General features: G+C 71.1%; 12 protein-coding genes. 5 read left to right on the top strand and 7 right to left on the bottom strand.

Features of this window, described 5'->3' with window-relative positions:
• Positions 1–74: 74 nt before the first annotated feature.
• From ACIBAE_RS01865 to ACIBAE_RS01835, 7 genes are all read right to left on the bottom strand, one after another.
• Positions 75–290 (bottom strand): EF-hand domain-containing protein, encoded by a 216-nt coding sequence (locus ACIBAE_RS01865; RefSeq protein ID WP_399281778.1) that lies wholly within the window; start codon positions 288–290, stop codon positions 75–77.
• Positions 291–492: 202 nt separating this feature from the next.
• A complete protein-coding gene (locus ACIBAE_RS01860; protein ID WP_399281776.1) occupies positions 493–1,689 on the bottom strand; it encodes a hypothetical protein in 1,197 nt (398 codons plus the stop codon).
• 8 nt (positions 1,690–1,697) lie between these two features.
• The gene (locus tag ACIBAE_RS01855) at positions 1,698–2,516 is read right to left on the bottom strand and encodes a polysaccharide deacetylase family protein (protein WP_399281775.1); all 819 of its coding nucleotides are present in this window, start codon (positions 2,514–2,516) and stop codon (positions 1,698–1,700) included.
• Between the two features lie 376 nt (positions 2,517–2,892).
• Entirely contained in the window at positions 2,893–3,405 is a 513-nt protein-coding gene (locus tag ACIBAE_RS01850; protein WP_399281774.1) for an ATP-binding protein, read from the bottom strand.
• Positions 3,406–3,702: 297 nt separating this feature from the next.
• On the bottom strand, positions 3,703–4,473 hold the full coding sequence (locus ACIBAE_RS01845) for an enoyl-CoA hydratase/isomerase family protein (protein WP_399281773.1): 771 nt from the start codon (positions 4,471–4,473) through the stop codon (positions 3,703–3,705).
• A gap of 96 nt (positions 4,474–4,569) precedes the next feature.
• Positions 4,570–5,841: an Ig-like domain-containing protein gene (locus tag ACIBAE_RS01840; RefSeq protein WP_399281995.1), complete on the bottom strand. Its 1,272-nt coding sequence runs from the start codon at positions 5,839–5,841 to the stop codon at positions 4,570–4,572.
• A 240-nt stretch (positions 5,842–6,081) separates the two neighbouring features.
• Positions 6,082–7,302, bottom strand: a complete 1,221-nt coding sequence (locus tag ACIBAE_RS01835; RefSeq protein ID WP_399281771.1) for an Ig-like domain-containing protein — start codon at positions 7,300–7,302, stop codon at positions 6,082–6,084.
• A gap of 149 nt (positions 7,303–7,451) precedes the next feature.
• Between ACIBAE_RS01835 and glgX the strand changes: the two genes are divergently transcribed.
• The 5 genes from glgX (at position 7,452) to ACIBAE_RS01810 (ending at position 17,929) form a co-directional block, all read left to right on the top strand.
• Positions 7,452–9,851 (top strand): glycogen debranching protein GlgX, encoded by a 2,400-nt coding sequence (gene glgX / locus ACIBAE_RS01830; RefSeq protein ID WP_399281770.1) that lies wholly within the window; start codon positions 7,452–7,454, stop codon positions 9,849–9,851.
• A 191-nt stretch (positions 9,852–10,042) separates the two neighbouring features.
• Positions 10,043–11,890 carry an ABC transporter ATP-binding protein gene (locus ACIBAE_RS01825; RefSeq protein ID WP_399281769.1) on the top strand — a complete coding sequence of 616 codons (1,848 nt, stop codon included), beginning with the start codon at positions 10,043–10,045 and terminating at the stop codon, positions 11,888–11,890.
• The gene (locus ACIBAE_RS01820; protein WP_399281768.1) at positions 11,887–13,878 is read left to right on the top strand and encodes an ATP-binding cassette domain-containing protein; all 1,992 of its coding nucleotides are present in this window, start codon (positions 11,887–11,889) and stop codon (positions 13,876–13,878) included. The genes ACIBAE_RS01825 and ACIBAE_RS01820 overlap by 4 nt, the downstream gene beginning before the upstream one ends.
• A 561-nt stretch (positions 13,879–14,439) precedes the next feature.
• A complete protein-coding gene (locus ACIBAE_RS01815) occupies positions 14,440–16,476 on the top strand; it encodes a M4 family metallopeptidase (RefSeq protein WP_399281767.1) in 2,037 nt (678 codons plus the stop codon).
• 298 nt (positions 16,477–16,774) lie between these two features.
• Complete coding sequence (locus ACIBAE_RS01810) at positions 16,775–17,929, top strand: DUF3103 family protein (protein ID WP_399281766.1); 1,155 nt, start codon at positions 16,775–16,777, stop codon at positions 17,927–17,929.
• The last annotated feature ends 149 nt before the right edge of the window (positions 17,930–18,078 follow it).

Genomic DNA, 18,078 nt, shown 5'->3' with positions numbered 1-18,078 from the left:
GTTCCGCGCGGGCACGCGGCGACGCCACCGCGGCGCATGAGCCACCGCGTGCCCGGGGCGGATCCCGGGGAGGGTCACTCGCCCTTGCGGGCGGCCCAGAACTCGTCGAAGGTCAGCAGCCCGTCGCTGTTCGCGTCATGGGCGTTGATGACGGCCTGCGCCACGCTCTCGGTCACGTGGAAGTCGCCGAGCTGCGCCATGGCGCTCTTGTACTCCGTCGCCGTGATGAGCCCGTCGCCGTTCGCGTCGAACCGGTCGAACGCCTTGCGCGCGTCGTCGATGTCCGCCATGGTTGCCGCCCCTTCGTGGTGCCGTATGGACGAGGTCAGATTATCCACACGCTCTCACCCGTACGGCGGCAGCCCGGACGGACGGGCTACCGGCCGGTGGGCTCGTGGGAGGGCCTTCGGTCCCGGGAGTTGACCGGCGCCGAGCCGGTGACAGTGCCGGCGGCAGGGGCGGCGGCAGGGGCGGCGGCAGGGGCGGTCGCGGTCAGCGGAAGACGCCCGTGTGCCCCAGCGAGTAGCGGCCGGGCTGCGGGTAGACCGCGAGGCCGTGCGGACCGCCGCCGACCGGGATCCTGGCGAGCTGTTTGCCGGTGGTCGTGTCGATCGCGTACACCTCGGCGTGGTAACGCCCCGACAGCCACAGGACCTTGCCGTCCGCCGAGACGCCGCCCATGTCGGGGCTGCCGCCGTTCGGCAGCCGCCACTTCTTGATCAGCCTGTTCTGCGGGAAGCCGAAGATCGAGATGGTGCCCTCGCCCCGGTTGGTGATGTACATCTGCTTCGAGTCGCGGCTGATGTACAGCCCGTGCGCGCCCTTGCCGGTCGGCAGCAGCTTGGGGGTGGTGAACGCGGCGCCGTCCAGCACCCACACGCCGTGCGCCATCATGTCGGCGATGTAGAACGTCTTGCCGTCGGGCGAGATCTTCACGTCCTGCGGCATGGCCCCGTGGACAGGCAGCTTCTGCTGGCCGATGACGCGCATCCGCGCCGTGTCGACCTTGAGGAGTTCGCCGGAGAACTCGCAGGAGACGATGAAGTACCGCCCGTCGGCCGAGAAGTCGGCGTGGTTGACGCCCGCGCAGCTGACCGGCACGGTCTTCCTCACCTCCATCGTGTGCGGATCGCGGAAGACCAGCTGCCGGTCGAGTGAGGCCATGACGATCGCGTACTTGCCGTCGGGCGTGAAGTAGAGGTTGTACGGGTCGTGTACGTCGACGGGCTCGCCCGCCTCGCCGGTGGCGGCGTCGATCGGGGTGAGCGTATTGCCGCGGTCGTTGTTGACCCAGAGGGTCTTGAGGTCCCAGGAGGGCACGACGTGCTGGGGCTGCCGGCCGACCGGGATGGTCTCGATGACTTTGTACGTCGCCGGGTCGATGACCGAGACCGTGTCGGAGTTGGTGTTGGGGACGTACACGCGGGAGGGAAAGTCCTTGACGACGGGTGAGAGCCTGCCGGGCCGGTCCGCCGCGTAGAGGTCCTTCGGGTCACGCACCGGCGGCATGCCCGGCAGCCCGGCGGGTCCGGCCTGCGAGGGGGTGGCGGAGCGTACGGCGGCCGGGCTCGCGCTCGTCGCGTGGCGCACGGCGTCGGGACTCGCGCAGCCCCCGCCCAGCAGGGCGAGCGCGGCGACCGCGAGCAGGGCGACGGCGGCGGCGCCGGGGGCGGTGGTACGGGGAGGCATCCGGTGCATCAGGTCAGCAGCTCCGTGGTCGTCACCGCGCGCAGGCCGCGGCGTGCGAGTTCATCGAGGAGGACGGGCAGTGCGGTGACGGTGTCCGCGTAGCCGAAGTGCAGGCTCACCACCGATCCGTCGCGGATCGCGCCGACGACGTTGCGGGTGACGGCCGGCGCACCGGGTGAGGTGTAGTCGAGCGAGTCGACGTCGTACGACAGGACGTGCGGATAGCCCGCCCGCCGGGCCAGCCGCCGCACGAGCGGGGTGGCGTGCGGGCTGCGGGAGGGGCGGAACCAGGTGCCGATGGAGCCGGTGAGGCGGCGCAGCCGCTCGGCACAGCCGGTGATCTCCGCGTACGCCGCCGGTTCGTCCATCGAGGAGATGTCGGTGTGGTGCAGCGTGTGGTTGCCGAGGTCGTGGCCGCCGTCGAGGATCCGGCGGGCCATGACCGGGTGTTCGTCGAGCCAGCTGCCCACGGCGAGGACGGTGATGCGGGCCCCGGCGCGTTCCGCCTCGGTCAGGACGGCGGTCGCGAGGGCGGGGTCGCCCTGGCCGTGGAAGGTGAGCGCGACCCGGGCCCGGTCGCGGGGGCCGTGCGCGATCTCGGCGGGCTCCCCCGGGAAGCGGCGGGGCGCGGGCGCGGTGCGGGCGGCGGGCTGGGCTGTGCCCGGCGCCGGCTCGCGTGAGAGTGCCGTGGATGGTCCGGTGGAGGAGAGGGAGCGGGGCGCGGCGGGGCCGCTGTCCGTACAGCCGGCTGCGAGGGCGCCCGTGGCGGCCGCGCCCGCTGCCGCCCGCAGAGCACCGCGACGGTCGATCGACTTCACGCCCCCCATTTAAGGGGGACGGGCGGCGAAAGATGATGATTGACCCGATACGAGGCTTTTTCGAGGCCCTTTCAAGCCATCCCGCTCCCGCGAATGGATCAATGATTCATCCGTGAAGCCTTTCATTCACTCAGCAATTACCAGGCGAGTGGCGCAGTTCACCTATGATTCTTGTGGAATGGAGTGGCCTCACGCCCACGCGCGTGCCATAGTCGAAGACACGACCCGCCCCTTGACCCGAGCCGAGTCGTCAGCAAACTGCCGCGGACACACCCCCCTCCGCGGCGCACCGCAGAAGCCTCTCGGCGCCACGCCCCGGCCGCCCGGAGGCTTCTGTGCGTCCCGCGTCCCGGAGGCTTCTGCGCGTTCCGGAGGCTTCTGTACGTCAGGGGGTCTGGCGGTCCGCGACCCGCATCTCGAACCAGGTGGTCTTGCCGCGCGGCAGCAGATCCACACCCCACCGGTCGGAGAGCCGGTCCACCAGGAAGAGCCCGCGACCGCTGATGTCCATCTCCTGCACCGGAATCAGACAGGGCAGCCCGCGTGAGGGATCCCGCACCTCGATCCTGATCCAGCCGCGCCGGCGGAGCATACGCAACCCGAAGACCCGCGCCCCGGTGTGACGGACGGCGTTGCCGACGAGTTCCGAGACGAGCAGCACCGCGTACTCCGCGGTCTGCGACGAGAGGGCCCATTGGCTCAGCACCACACCATGGGTGATGCGGCGGGCGGCGGCGGCGGATTCGGGCCGGGACGGCAGCCGGACCTCCCCCTCCGTCGGATTGCCGAACAGTTCGAGCGCTTTGAGCGCCTGTTCGTCATCGACGGACGGTATCCACCGCGCGGCGACCGCGTCAGCCTGCGGCCGCGGCTGCTCCATACCCTCCAGGCCCGCCATGCCCCCATCATGGCCGCACAGAGCCTCCCCCGGGGCCTTTCTCGGGGATTCGACCCCCCGGAACAAGACCTTCCGGGGGGTCGGTGCGGCATATGCCCGTGGCAATATTTGCGCGAGGGCACCCTCATGACCTGCGATAACACCATGCAGGCACATGATCACCAAAAGCGATCACGGCGATTATCTTAAGGTTCACTTAAGGCTGCACCGCGTCGTGCACGCGGTTGACGCGACCGCGGCCTCCCCGGCGGCCGACAGCGCCTGGCGGTGGCCGGCGGGACCGGCGGCGGGCCGTCCTCAGAGGAACGTGGCCTTGCCCGGCCCGTCCTCGACGAAGGAACGCATGCCCCGCTCACGGTCCTCGGTGGCGAACAGCCCGGCGAACCAGGTGCGTTCAATGGCGAGACCGGTCTCCAGGTCCGTCTCCAGACCCGCGTCGACCGACTCCTTGGCCGCGCGCAGCGCGAGCGCGGGCCCCTGGGCGAGCTGGGCGGCCCAGGCGTGCGCCTGCTCGTACACCTCGGCGGCCGGGACCACCCGGTCGACCAGGCCGATCGCCAGCGCCTCGTCCGCCCTGACCTGACGTCCCGTGAAAACAAGGTCCTTGGCGCGGGACGGGCCGATCAGCCGGGCGAGCCGCTGGGTGCCGCCCGCGCCCGGGATCAGGCCGAGCAGGATCTCGGGCTGACCCAGCTTGGCGTTGTCCCCGGCGATCCGGAAGTCGGCGCAGAGGGCCAGCTCGCAGCCGCCGCCCAGCGCGTAGCCGGTGACCGCCGCGACGACGGGCTTGGGAATACGGGCCACGGCGGTGAACGACTCCTGGAGCGCCCGCGAGCGTACGACCATCCCCGCGTGGTCCATCGTCCGCATCTCCTTGATGTCGGCGCCGGCCGCGAAGGCCTTCTCGCCGCCGTACAGGATCACGGAGCGCACATCGTCGCGCCGCCCGGCCTCCTCGGCCAGCTCGCGCAGCCGGTCCTGGATGGAGATGTCCAGGGCGTTCATCGGGGGGCGGTTCAGCCGGATCGTACCGACGCCGCCGGAGACTTCGAGTTCCACGGTTGCCATACGCCGAAGGTTAACCGCCGCTAACGACGGCGGGCCCGGCGCACCGGATGACCGTGCGCCGGGCCCGCGGGCGCGGGACGCGTCCCGCTCCGCTTCCTACTTCGTCCACTCCGCCCAGGACATGTTCCAGCCGTTGAGGCCGTTGTCCGGGGCGATCTGCTTGTCCTTGGAGTTCTGCACGATCACCACGTCGCCGATGATCGACGAGTCGTAGAACCAGGCCGACGGGGTGCCGTTGGCGCCGCCGCCACGGTGGTCGCGCAGGCCCACGCAGCCGTGGCTGACGTTCGACGAGCCGAACGTGCCGGAGGACGCCCAGTAGTTGCCGTGGACGAAGGTGCCGGAGTCGGACAGCCGCATCGCGTGCGGCACGTCCTTGATGTCGTACTCCCCGCCGAATCCGACCGTCGCACCGTCCATCCGGGTCACCGCGTACTTCTCGCTGATGACCATCTGACCGTTGTACGTGGTGGTCGACGGGGCGCCCGCCGTGATCGGGATGTTCTTGACCTGCTTGCCGTCCCGTACGACCTTCATCGTGTGGGCCCGCGCGTCGACCGTGGAGACCTGGCTGCGGCCGATCGTGAACGACACCGTCTTGGCCTGCTTGCCGTACACGCCCGGCCGGCCCTCGACGCCGTCCAGGTTGAGCTTCACGGTCACCTTGGTGCCCGGGGCCCAGTACGTCTCCGGCCGCAGGTCCAGCCGGTCGTTGCCGAACCAGTGACCCTCGACCGGCACGGCGGGCTCGGCCGTCACCGTGATGGCCTTCTCGACGTCCTCGGGCTCGGTGATGCCCCGGCTGAACCGGATGGACACCGGCATCCCGACACCGACCGTCGAACCGTCCTCGGGCGTGTACTGGCCGATGAAGGTGTTCCCGGGCACCAGTGTGGTGAAGGTGGTGTCCTTGGCGGACTCCAGGCCGTCGGCGTCCTTCGCGACCGCGTGCACCTTGTACCGCGTGGCGCCGGCCAGGTGCAGGACCGGCTCCCAGCCGGTCGCGTCGGCCGCCAGCTTCCCCTCGACCGGGTTGCCCTTGTCGTCCTCGACGGTGACCGAGGTCAGCTTGCCCCGGGCGGCCGTGACCTTGAGGGCTCCCGTGGTGGCGACCGACTTCGCGCCGTTCTTCGGAGTGATCGTCACCACCGCGACGGACGCGGCGTTCCTGACGGGCGCCGCGCCCTTGCCGTCGGCCTTGGCGCCGGCGGCGGCGTCGCTCCCGGTCCCGCCGCCGCACGCGGTGACCACCAGGAGGAGCGCCCCCAGCAGTACGGCGCGCGGCCCCGCTCCGCGGCCCCGTCGCTGTCGCCGTCCCGGCCCCCGGCCGGCACCGGCCCAGGTCCCCGATATCGGCAGCTCGTTCACCATGGTTGTCTCCCCTCGCACGGCCTGGCCCCGCCACGGCCCGCACTCCCGCGCGTTGAATCCACGCGCATGACGAAAGGTAATCACACCGCGAGTGCGCCGAAGATCTCGTACGTGTCACCGTTCCGTCCCAACAGCGGGTGTCGGCGCAGGTCATACCGGGCGTACGGGGAGACGGCCGGGAGGCACGGGGACCCGGCCCGCGGACGGCCGGGGGATGGTTGGCGGACGGCCGGCGCCTCAGCCGACGGCCGAACCCGCCTGCCACTTCGGCCAGTCCAGGTTCCAGCCGCCCAGCCCGTTGTCGGGAGCGACCGTACGGTCACGGGAGTTGACCACCTCCACCACATCACCGATCAGGGTGCGGTCGAAGAACCAGCCGGCCGGGGTGTTCGCGCCACCGCCCTTGACGTCCAGCAGCCCGACGCAGCCGTGACTGACGTTCCGTGAGCCGAACGTGTCCGGGTCCGCCCAGTAGTTGCCGTGCAGGAACGTCCCCGAGGTGGTCAGCCGCAGTGCGTGCGGCACGTCCTTGATGTCGTACTCCCCGCCGAAACCGACCGTCCTGCCGTCCATGCGGGTGACGTCGTACAACTCCGTGACCACCATCTTCCCGTTGTACGTGGGGTTCCCGGGGGCGCCCGCGGTGATCGGCACGGTGGAGACCAGCCCGCCGTCCCGCCGCACCTCCATGGTGTGCTTCGCCGCGTCGACGAGCGACACCTGCGAACGGCCGACCGTGAAGCCGACGGTCTTGTGCTGGAAGCCGAAGACGCCCGGCGCCGCCTGGACGTCCCGCAGCCGCAGGTCGACCGTGACCTTGGTGCCCGCCTTCCAGTACGCCCGGGGCCGGAAGTCGAGGCGCCGGCTGCCGAACCAGTGACCGACCACCTCGACCGGCGGCCGCGACGTGACCCTGATGGCGCGTTCGACGGCCGCGCGGTTCTGGATCGTCCGGTTGAAGTCAAAGGAAACGATCATGCCGGTGCCGACGGTGGAGCGGTTCTCCGGCGAGAAGTACCCGATGAACCGGTCCGTGGGGACGGCCGTCGTGAAGGTCGTATGACGGGCCGAGCGGCGGCCCGCCGCGTCCACGGCGACCGCGTCGACTCCGTATTTGGCGGCCAGCGCGACCCTCGCGCCGGTCACCGGTCTCCACGAGCGGCCGTCGGCGGAGATCCGTCCTCGCAGCTCCGTGGGCTGCGCGTCCTCGACCTGCACCACGGTGACCCGTTCCAGCCGGCCGTCGGGCACCCTCACCTCGATCGGGTCCGTCCGGCCGATGCTCTTCGCACCGTCCTCGGGCGTGACCCGGATCGTGTCGCCGGGCGCCCGTGATTTGCCCTCCGTGAACGTCTCGGCGGCGGTGCACCCCGCCAGACCGGTCAGACCGGCCATCAGTCCTGCCCATGTCAGGACCGCCGCTGCACCGGTCCCTGCCCGCTTCAGTACGTGTCTCACGTCCCCCCAACGACCACCCCCCTCCGGGGGAAACGTGAGGGCAGGCCCACTTGAGGGAAGAACAGGGGAAAGGACCACGCGGGGAGAGCCACGGCCGGGACGCCGTGCGCACCGATCCGCGGGGCCGACGAGCCGCAGGAGGCCGGACAGTGGCGAGCGCAGCCGAGCAGGAGGCAGTGCCGAAGTCGGTTCAGAAGTCGGTGCGGGCGGAGGAGGAAGAGATTCGGGCGGTACGGGACGGGCGGGGCGCGCTTGCGGCGGCCGAGGCGGGTGGCCGCACCGGGATCCGGGAGCCGGGCGGTCCGCGGCGCTCGGTGTGGCCGGGCGCGCCGAACCCGCTGGGGGCCCGGTTCCGCATCGGCCCGGACGGGGTGGCGGGCACCAATTTCGCGCTCTGGGCGGGCGGCGCGGAGGCGGTGGAGGTATGCCTGTTCGATGACGCCACCAGCACCGATGTCGGCCCGGACGGTGCGGGCGGCCCGGGCAGGGGCACGGTGGAGACGCGGCTGCCGCTGACCGAGCTGACCCACGAGATCTGGCACGGCTTCGTGCCCGGGGTCCGGCCGGGCCAGCGGTACGGCTTCCGGGTGCACGGCCGCTGGGACCCCTGGACGGGCGCCCGCTGGAATCCGGCGAAGCTGCTGCTCGACCCCTACGCCCGCGCGGTGGACGGGGACTTCCGGCTGCCGCCCCAGGTCTACGGGCACGTGCGCGACTGGCCGCAGCAGGGTGTCGCGGACACCGTGCGCGACGACCGGGACTCGGCTCCGTACGTCCCCAAGGGTGTCGTCGTCCATGACGACGCGCCGGAGGACGAGTGGGCGGACGACCGGCGGCCGAAGACGCCCTGGGCCGATTCGGTGATCTACGAACTGCATGTGCGGGGCTTCACCAAGCTCCATCCCGACATCCCGGAGGAGCTGCGCGGCACGTACGCGGGGCTCGCCCACCCGGCGGCCATCGACCATCTGCGGCGGCTCGGGGTAACGGCCGTCGAATTGCTTCCCGTACACCAGTTCGCCCATGAGGATCATCTGCTGCGGCGCGGGCTGCGCAACTACTGGGGCTACAACTCCATCGGCTACTTCGCGCCGCACGCCGGTTACGCGGCGGGCGGCACGCGCGGCCAGCAGGTCGAGGAGTTCAAGCGGATGGTGCGCGCGATGCACGCCGCCGGGATCGAGGTGATCCTCGATGTCGTGTACAACCACACGGCGGAGGCCGGGGAGCTGGGCCCGACCCTGTCCCTGCGCGGCATCGACAACCGGGGCTACTACCGCCTGCCGTCCGACGCCCGCAGATACACGGACTACACCGGCTGCGGCAACACCCTCCACGTGGTCCAGCCCCAGGTCCTGCGGCTGATCACCGACTCACTGCGCTACTGGGTCACCGAGATGGGGGTGGACGGCTTCCGCTTCGATCTGGCGGCGGCCCTCGCCCGCTCCATGCACGATGTCGACATGCTCTCGCCCTTCCTGGCGGTGATCGCCCAGGACCCGGTGCTGCGCCGGGTCAAACTGATCGCCGAGCCGTGGGACGTCGGCGACGGCGGCTACCAGGTCGGGGCGTTCCCGCCGCTGTGGACGGAGTGGAACGACCGGTACCGCGACGCCGTTCGGGACTTCTGGCGCGGCGCGCTGCCCGACGTACGGGACCTCGGCTACCGGCTCTCCGGGTCGAGCGATCTGTACGCGTGGGGCGGCCGGCGCCCGTACGCCTCCGTCAACTTCATCACCGCTCACGACGGCTTCACGCTGCGCGACCTGGTCTCGTACGAGCACAAGCACAACGAGGCCAACGGGGAGGGCAACCGGGACGGGACCAACGACAACCGCTCCTGGAACTGCGGGGCCGAGGGCGAGACCGACGACGCCGGGGTCAACGCCCTGCGGCGGCGGCAGCTGCGCAACCTGCTCACCACCCTGCTGGTGTCGACGGGCGTGCCGATGCTGGTCGCGGGCGACGAGATGGGCCGTACGCAGGGCGGCAACAACAACGCGTACTGCCAGGACGACGAGGTGAGCTGGCTCGACTGGTCACTGCTGGAGCAGCCCGGCGCGCTCGGCCTGCGGCGGCTGACCACCCGGCTGCTCGCGCTGCGTCACGCCCATCCCGTACTGCGCCGCCGCGCCTTCTTCTCCGGGCGCCCGCAGGCACCCGACGGACTGCGGGACCTGGCGTGGTTCACCCCGTGCGGCGCGGAGATGACGGCGGACGACTGGTACGCGCCGGCGTCGACGCTCGGGCTCTTCCTGTCCGGACGGGACATCCCGGGGCGGGACGCGCGCGGCGAGAAGATCACGGACGACAGCTTCCTGACCGTCCTGCACGCAGGGGCCGATCCGGTGGATTTCACGCTGCCGGGGCCGCCGTGGGCACGGGCGTACGAACTAGTGGTGGACACCTCGCGGGAGGAGCAGGAGCGGGCACCGGGGACGGTGCACGAGGGGGGCGCGCCGGTGGCGGTGCCGGGACGGTCGGTGCTGCTGTTCCGGGTGTGTACGCCGGGGGCGGCTCACGGGCGCCCGGTGACCGAAGCGGGGTGACCGAAGCGGGGTGACGGGAGCGGGGTGACGGGCTCGTGTGCCGTCGCCCCGCCTTCGCGTCCTCCTGCCTGGCTTCGCGCCCCGGAAAGGGCCCGAAAACTCTCCGACATGCGGGTTCTTCCGTCAAGCGCCCGCGATGGCGGGAAAAAACACATGGGTGATGTCAGTGGTGAACCGTAGGCTCACCCCTGATGTCCGAAACACTTGCAGCCACCGAGAGCCGGTCCTCCGTACGTTCACTGCTGCGGCTGTGGCCGTACGTACGCCCGGTGCGCACACGTCTCTTCATCGCGGCGTTTGTCGCTGTTGTCGCCTCCTGCCTCAGCCTGGTCATACCGCTCGTACTGAAGTGGATGGTCGACGGCCCGGTCACGGACCGGGACCCTGGGGGTGTCTGGCTCGGGGCGCTGGTCCTGCTGGCGCTCGGGATCGTCGAGGCGGTGCTGTTCGGTTACCGGCGGTGGCTGGTGGCCCGGCCGCTGGCCGGGGTGGAGGCGGCGATGCGGGCCGACCTCTACCGGCATCTGCAACGGCTGCCGGTGGCTTTCCACGACCGGTGGCCATCGGGTCAGCTGCTCTCGCGCGGCACGACGGATCTGATGCTGCTGCGGATGTTCCTGGCGTTCCCGCTGACCTTCCTGCTGGTCAACACCGCCACGATCCTGGTCGGATTCATCATTCTGCTCATGCAGGACTGGTCGCTGGGCGTGGTCCTGCTGGCCCCGGTCATCCCGCTCGTCATCCTCTGTTCGTTCTTCGAGTCCCGGTACTCCCTGGTCGCGCGCCGGGCACAGGACCAGGTGGGCGATCTGACGACGGTCGTCGAGGAGGGCGTGCTCGGCATCCGGATCATCAAGGGGTTCGGCCGCCACCGCAGCCAGTCGCTCGCCTTCCACGCGCTCACGCGGCGGCTGCGCGAAACGGAGCTGGGCAAGGCCCGGCTGCTGGCGGGGCTCTGGGCCCTGATCATGACCATCCCGGAGCTGGCCATCGGCGCGGCGCTGGTGCTGGGCACGATCCAGGTCGCGGACGGTGATCTCTCGGCGGGCACGCTGGTCGCGTTCCTGTCGACGGCGCTGGCCCTGCGCTGGCCGGTGGAGTCGATGGGGTTCCTGCTGGCGATGAGCCAGGAGTCGGCGACGGCGACCGACCGGTTCTTCGAAGTGATGGACGTGCGGGAGGAAACAGAGGACGCGGACGACACGGACGGCGCGGACAACTCGGACGACACGGACGGACGCGCCGCCTCCGGAGCCGGCCGGGCGGGCACGGACGGCGGACTGCGCTTCGAGGGGGTGTCGTTCCGCTACCCCGACGCCGACGGGGACTCCGCTCCCGTGCTGGCGCGGATCGACCTCCACATCAGACCCGGGGAGACCGTGGCCCTCGTCGGGGCCACCGGTTCGGGCAAGACCACGCTGACCGCCCTCGTACCGAGGCTGCACGAGGTGACCGGCGGGCGGATCACGCTCGACGGGCAGGACATCGCCCTGATGGAGCGGCGGCGGCTGCGGGAGCTGGTGTCGGTGGCGTTCGAGGAACCGACGCTGTTCTCGGCGAGCGTCGGGGAGAACGTGCTGATGGGCGCGGAGGGTGCCGACGAGGACGCGCTGCGGCGGGCGCTGGACGTGGCCCAGGCGGGGTTCGTCGACGATCTGCCCGAGGGGGCGCGCACCCAGGTCGGCGAGCAGGGGCTCAGCCTCTCCGGCGGCCAGCGCCAGCGTCTCGCGCTGGCCAGGGCCGTGGTGGGACGGCCGCGCTTCCTGGTGCTGGACGATCCGCTCTCGGCGCTCGACGTGCATACGGAGGCGCTGGTGGAGGCGGCGCTGCGCCGGGTCCTCCAGGACACGACCGCGCTGGTCGTGGCGCACCGGCCGTCGACGGTGATGCTCGCGGACCGGGTGGCGCTGATCTCGCGGGGCCGGATCGCCGCTGTCGGCACCCATCAGGAGCTGCTGCGGAGCAACGAGGAATACGCGTGGCTGATGTCCGGGGCGACCACGACGGAGTCCGAGGCCATGGAGGAGAGCGTCCGATGACCACGTCGACCAACCGCGCGGGTACCGGCCCGGCGGACCCCGACTCCGGCACCGGGCTCGTGACCGGGGCCGTCACCCTGTCCGGTCCCGATCAGGCCGGGGGCCCGCTCACGGCGGCGCGTCCCGGCTCCGCCGTCCCGTCCGACGCTCCCGTCGATCCCGACGGTCCCGTCGGTCCCGTCGATCCTGTCGGTCCCGTCGATCCCTTCGACCGGGACGAGCTGCCCGCGCCCCCGGGTGCCACCGGTGCCCTGCTGCGCTCCCTGCTGGGCGCCCGCCGTACGAAGGTCGTCGTGGCCGCGCTGCTCCTGATGCTCCAGCAGGCCGCCGCCCAGGCCGGCCCGCTGCTCGTCGCGTACGCCATCGACCGCGGCGTGCCCGCCTTCCGGAACGGCGACCACGGGCCACTGATCGCCATCGGGGCGGGATACGCGCTGTGCGCACTGGGTTCGGGGGGCTTCCAGTACGCCTTCATCCGGGCCTCCGCGCGGGTCAACCAGGACGTACTGCTCGATCTGCGCGGCCGTATCTTCCGACACGCCCAGGCGCTGAGCGTGGACTTCCACGAGCGGTACACCTCGGGACGGCTGATCTCCCGTTCGACCACGGATGTGGAGTCCCTGCGCGAGCTGCTCAGCGAGGGTCTTCAGGAACTGATCGGGGTGGTGCTGGCCTTCGTCTACATCTCGGCGATGCTGCTCTATCTGGACCTGGGGCTCGGTGCGCTGGCCGTAATCTCCTTCGTGCCGCTGTATCTGCTGGTGCGGCTCTACCAGAAGCGGGCGGGCGTGGTCTTCGGCCGGCGCTCCACGGCGATCGCGGCCGTCATCGTGAAGTTCGCGGAGACGCTGAACGGCATCAGGCCGGTGCAGGCGTTCCGGCGCGAGCGCGCCAACGACGCGGACTTCCAGGCGCTCAACAGCGGCCATGAACGCAGCAACGGCGACGCCCTGCTGGAGATGGCCCGCTACGTGGTCGGCTCCCGGCTCGTCGCGAACACGGCCGTCGCCGGGATCGTCCTCTGGGGCGCCTACCGGGTGGCGGGCGGCACCCTGGCCCTCGGTGTGCTGGCCGCGGCCGTGCTGTATCTGCGCCGGCTGTACGACCCGATCGACCGGCTCGGGATGTTCCTCAACTCGTACCAGTCCGCGGCCGCGTCCCTGGAGAAGATCGCGGGCCTGCTGGCCCAGACGCCCACCGTGCCCGAGGCCGCCTCTCCCCGGCCGCTGCCCGCGCCGGCCGGCGACTTCCCCGGCCGCGAGGCCGTCTTCGACGGGGTGAGCTTCTCGTACCGTACGGGCGGCGAGATCCTGCCCCGCTTCGACCTGACGATCCCGGCCGGCCAGACGGTCGCGGTCGTCGGCTCGACCGGCGCGGGCAAGTCGACCCTGGCCAAGCTGCTGGCCCGTTTCTACGACCCCACCCTGGGCCGCGTGCTGCTCGACGGCGTCGATCTGCGCGACCTGGAGACGTCCGAACTGCGGCGCGGTGTGGTGATGGTGACCCAGGAGGCGTTCCTCTTCTCCGGCACGGTCGCCGAGAACATCGCCATCGGCCGCCCCGACGCCTCCCGCGAGGACATCGAGCGCGCGGCCAAGGCGATCGGCGCCCACGACTTCATCAGCGGCCTGCCGGACGGCTACGACACGGACGTACGCAAGCGGGGCGGCCGCATCTCCGCCGGGCAGCGCCAGCTGGTCGCGTTCGCCCGCGCCCTGCTCGCGGACCCGGCGGTCCTCATCCTCGACGAGGCGACCAGCTCGCTCGACATCCCGGGCGAACGCGCGGTGCAGCGGGCCATGGACACGGTCCTGCACGGCCGTACGGCCGTGGTGATCGCCCACCGCCTCTCCACGGTCGAGATCGCCGACCGGGTGCTGGTGATGGAACACGGTCGCGTCGTCGAGGACGGCAGCCCGGCCGACCTGATCGCCGCCACGGGCCACTTCGCCGGCCTCCACCGCGCCTGGCGCGACAGCCTCACGTGATCCACGCGCTGCCGCTCGCCGACCGCTGAGTCTCCCGCCGCCCGCTGAGTCTCCCGCCGCCCGCTGAGTCTCCCGCCGCCCGCTGAGTCTCCCGCCGCCCGCTGAGTCTCCCGCCGCCCGCGGTGTCCGACGCGACCACGCGTCGGACACCGCGCGCGGGTCGCACCCCCCGGCGGCGGAAGGACGGGACGGGACAGCCAGGAATGAGCCACACTCCGGCGCGCGTCCGGGGGCGGCCGTCCTGCCATCGCCGCACACGCTGTTCACATACCGCAACATCGGGCGGGATCTTCGCGGACTCGTCCCGCATGTGCGTTTCGGGTCCTGGAGAACTTCGGACGCCTTCGCCATGATGATCGGCGAAACGTTCGCTTAACGAACAAGCGCTTTCGGGCAGCGAACGCTTTCCGGCCAACTTGTTGACGCGCTCCTGACAGTCGGCGGCCACGACTGCCACTCTTCCCCCGTTCTTCGCACCGCTTCTCCGCACCATCTGCTCCGCGTGCACTGCCCGGGCGGCCCAACGAGCGGCCCGGTACCCCCCTCGCAGAAGGAGTTCGCGTGAGATCCACGCCCAGCCGTCGCGCCACCGCGACCGGCGCTCTGATCGCCGCAGCAGCACTGCTCACCGTCGGTGTGCAGACAGGAACCGCCGTCGCACGGCCCGACGGCGCCACCGCCGCACCGGTCGCCGGAACGGCGAACCCCGGTGCGCTGCCGCGCGCACTCTCTCCCGCCCAGCGTGCCGCGCTGATCAGCGCGGCCGATGCCGGCAAGGCGGCCACCGCCAAGGACCTCGGCCTCGGCGCGCAGGAGAAGCTCGTCGTCCGGGACGTCGTCCAGGATGTCGACGGCACCACGCACACCCGGTACGAGCGCACCTACGAGGGCCTGCCGGTCCTCGGTGGCGACCTCGTCGTCGCCACGACGAAGGCCGGCGCGACCCGGTCCGTCGACAAGGCGTCGCAGGCCGCCCTCCAGGGCGTCACCACCACCGCCGGTGTCGCGCCGGCCACCGCCGAGAAGCAGGCGCTGAGCGCTGCCGCAGCGGACGGCTCGAAGAAGACCGAGGCCGACTCCGCGCCGCGCAAGGTCGTCTGGATGGCGCAGGGCGCGCCGGTTCTCGCGTACGAGACGGTCGTCGGCGGCCTCCAGCACGACGGCACGCCGAACCAGCTGCACGTCGTCACCGACGCCACCACCGGCAAGAAGCTCTTCGAGTGGCAGGGCATCGAGACCGGTGTGGGCAACACCCAGTACAGCGGCCAGGTGACCGTGGGCTCCACGCAGTCGGGCTCGACGTACAACCTGACCGACAGCACGCGGGGCAACCACAAGACGTACAACCTGAACCGGGGCTCCTCCGGCACCGGCACGCTCTTCTCCGGCCCGGACGACGTCTGGGGCAACGGCGTCGCGTCCAACACCGAGACCGCCGCGGCCGACGCCGCCTACGGCGCCGGCGAGACCTGGGACTACTACAAGAACGTGCACGGCCGCACCGGCATCCGCGGTGACGGCGTCGGCGCGTACTCCCGCGTCCACTACAGCAGCGGTTACGTCAACGCCTTCTGGGACGACAGCTGCTTCTGCATGACGTACGGCGACGGCCAGGGCAACAACAAGCCGCTGACCTCCATCGACGTGGCCGCCCACGAGATGTCCCACGGCGTCACCTCCGTGACGGCCGGTCTGGTCTACAGCGGTGAGTCCGGCGGTCTCAACGAGGCGACCTCCGACATCTTCGCGACGAGCGTCGAGTTCTACGCCAACAGCCCCTCGGACCCGGGCGACTACCTCATCGGCGAGAAGATCGACATCAACGGCAACGGCACGCCGCTGCGCTACCAGGACAAGCCCAGCCGCGACGGCATCTCGCCGGACAGCTGGTACTCGGGCATCGGCAACACCGACGTCCACTACTCCTCCGGCCCGGCGAACCACCTCTTCTACCTGCTCTCCGAGGGCAGCGGCGCCAAGGTCATCAACGGCGTCTCGTACAACTCCCCCACCGCCGACAACCTGCCGGTGACCGGCATCGGCCGGGCGAAGGCCGAGCAGATCTGGTTCAAGGCGCTCACCACGAAGTTCACCTCCACGACGAACTACGCGGCAGCCCGCACGGGCACCCTCGCGGTCGCCGGTGAGCTGTACGGCACCACCAGCGCCGAGTACAAGTCCGTCCAGGACGCCTGGGCCGGCATCGGCGTCGGCACCCGCTCGGACGGTGGCGGCGGCAGCCCGGGCACGGGCACGGTCTTCACGAACAACACGGTCGTCACCATCCCGGACGCCGGCGCGGCGGTCACCTCGACGATCAACGTCACCGGCATCGCCGGCAACGCCCCGAACAACCTCCAGGTCGGCGTGAACATCACCCACACCTGGCGCGGCGACCTGGTCATCGACCTGGTCGCCCCGAGCGGCGCGAGCTACCGGCTCAAGAGCGCCAGCAGCAGCGACTCGGCGGACAACGTCATCGAGACGTACACCGTGAACGCTTCCGCCGTGGCGGCCAACGGCGCCTGGAAGCTGAAGGTCCAGGACACCGCGGCGCAGGACACGGGCCGCATCAACAGCTTCAAGCTGACGTTCTGAACCGCCTTGCCCGACAAGCTGACTGATTGAACGTCGGAATGCGCGGAGCCGTCCGGGGTGACCTCACCCCGGACGGCTCTGCCGTTCCCGGCCGCCGTCGCCGCCCTTACGGGCGGGTCCCGCCGGATCCCCGTTTTTGACATGTCATCGACATCAAGAGTTTACCCTCGGACATCTACCCGCATAGACCTGCCGGCTTCATCCTGGGTCCAGGTCCCCCATACCCCGCCCAGCCACGGGACGCCCATCCGGCGTCCTCGTCCTGGGCGGTGTCCTCGCTCGCGATCAGGAGAATCTCTTGAGACAGAAGCTGCGGCGTACCGCCCTCGTCGGCGCCATGCTCTCCGCGCTCACCGTCGCCACCGCTCAGGGCGCCATATCGGCATCGGCCGCCACGTCGTCGCCCGCCGGTGCGCCGTCCGCCGGGACATCGTCCGCCGTCGCGCCGGGCACGGTCAGCGGCATCGAGAACGACACCGCCCGCTCCCTCGCCGCCTCGCTCGCCGACTCGGGCTGGCGCTCCCGGATGCGCGCCGCGGCCCTCTCCGGCCAGGTCGACCTCCAGGCCCTGACGGCCGAGGCGACGACGCGCGGCGGCACCTCCCTCACCCAGCGGGTACGCGAGGCGGACCGGCGTATCGCCGCGGCCAAGGGGCTGGACGCGAGCACCGGTTCGCTGCTGCGGGTACGCCTCGGCGACGCGTCGATGCGCGAGGGCCTGACGGCGGGAACCGCCCCCTGGGTGGCGGCCGCGCCGGCCGATGACGACGCCGCGACGATCACGGCGTTCGACAGCCAGGGCCGGGCCCACACACTGGACGCCCGCCAGGCTCCGAGCCGGCCGGTCTACGTGGTGGACATCGACGTCTCGAAGGCCCTGGCGGCCGGCATGGACGTCATGAAGGACGAGCTCGCGAAGCACGGCGTCTCCCTGCCGCAGCCGACGGCGAACCGCGCCGCCGGGGGCTGGTGGTCCACGCGCATCACCTCCGTCGAGCTGGCCGACGACCAGGAGCCCTGGGTCAAGGGCGACGCGGAGATCTACACGCTGGTGACCGGCTTCGGCCTGGACGGCAAGCCGCGCGTCGACACGGTGGAGATGCCGTACCTGGACAACGACGGGGTCGTCTACTACCCCAACCAGATCCTGGTCAACTGGTCGAACTACAAGTACAACCTCGCCGACGCCGTGATGATGGAGGACGACGGCGACACCAATTACCAGGCCCTCGCCCAGGCCCTCGCGGCGGCGCTGCTCACCATCACCGACCAGGGCGCCTACATCCCGCTGGTGGACGCCATCCTGGCGGCCATCCCCACCTCCTGGTGGACCGACGACCCGGACTACGTCGACTCCTGGTACACCCTGGCCCAGAGCGACACCGGCCGCCGCAACGGCGCGCGCGGCAACGGCTGGATGACGGTCGAGCCGTACTTCGTGCAGCAGTTCTGACGCGGGACGGTGTGGCCGTGCGGCCACCCGGCCACACCGCCCACGCGGAGACAGCGGATGCCGGGCCCCTACGGGCCCGGCATCCGCTGTCTCTTGGGGCGAATTACTGACTTCCTACCTGGTGAAACTCCCTCTCCACACCGGGCACG

The organism is Streptomyces sp. NPDC051569 (genome assembly GCF_044454085.1).
Taxonomy (GTDB): domain Bacteria; phylum Actinomycetota; class Actinomycetes; order Streptomycetales; family Streptomycetaceae; genus Streptomyces.
Note: the sequence above shows the minus strand (reverse complement) of the source record. Positions and strands in the feature narration are given on the sequence as shown.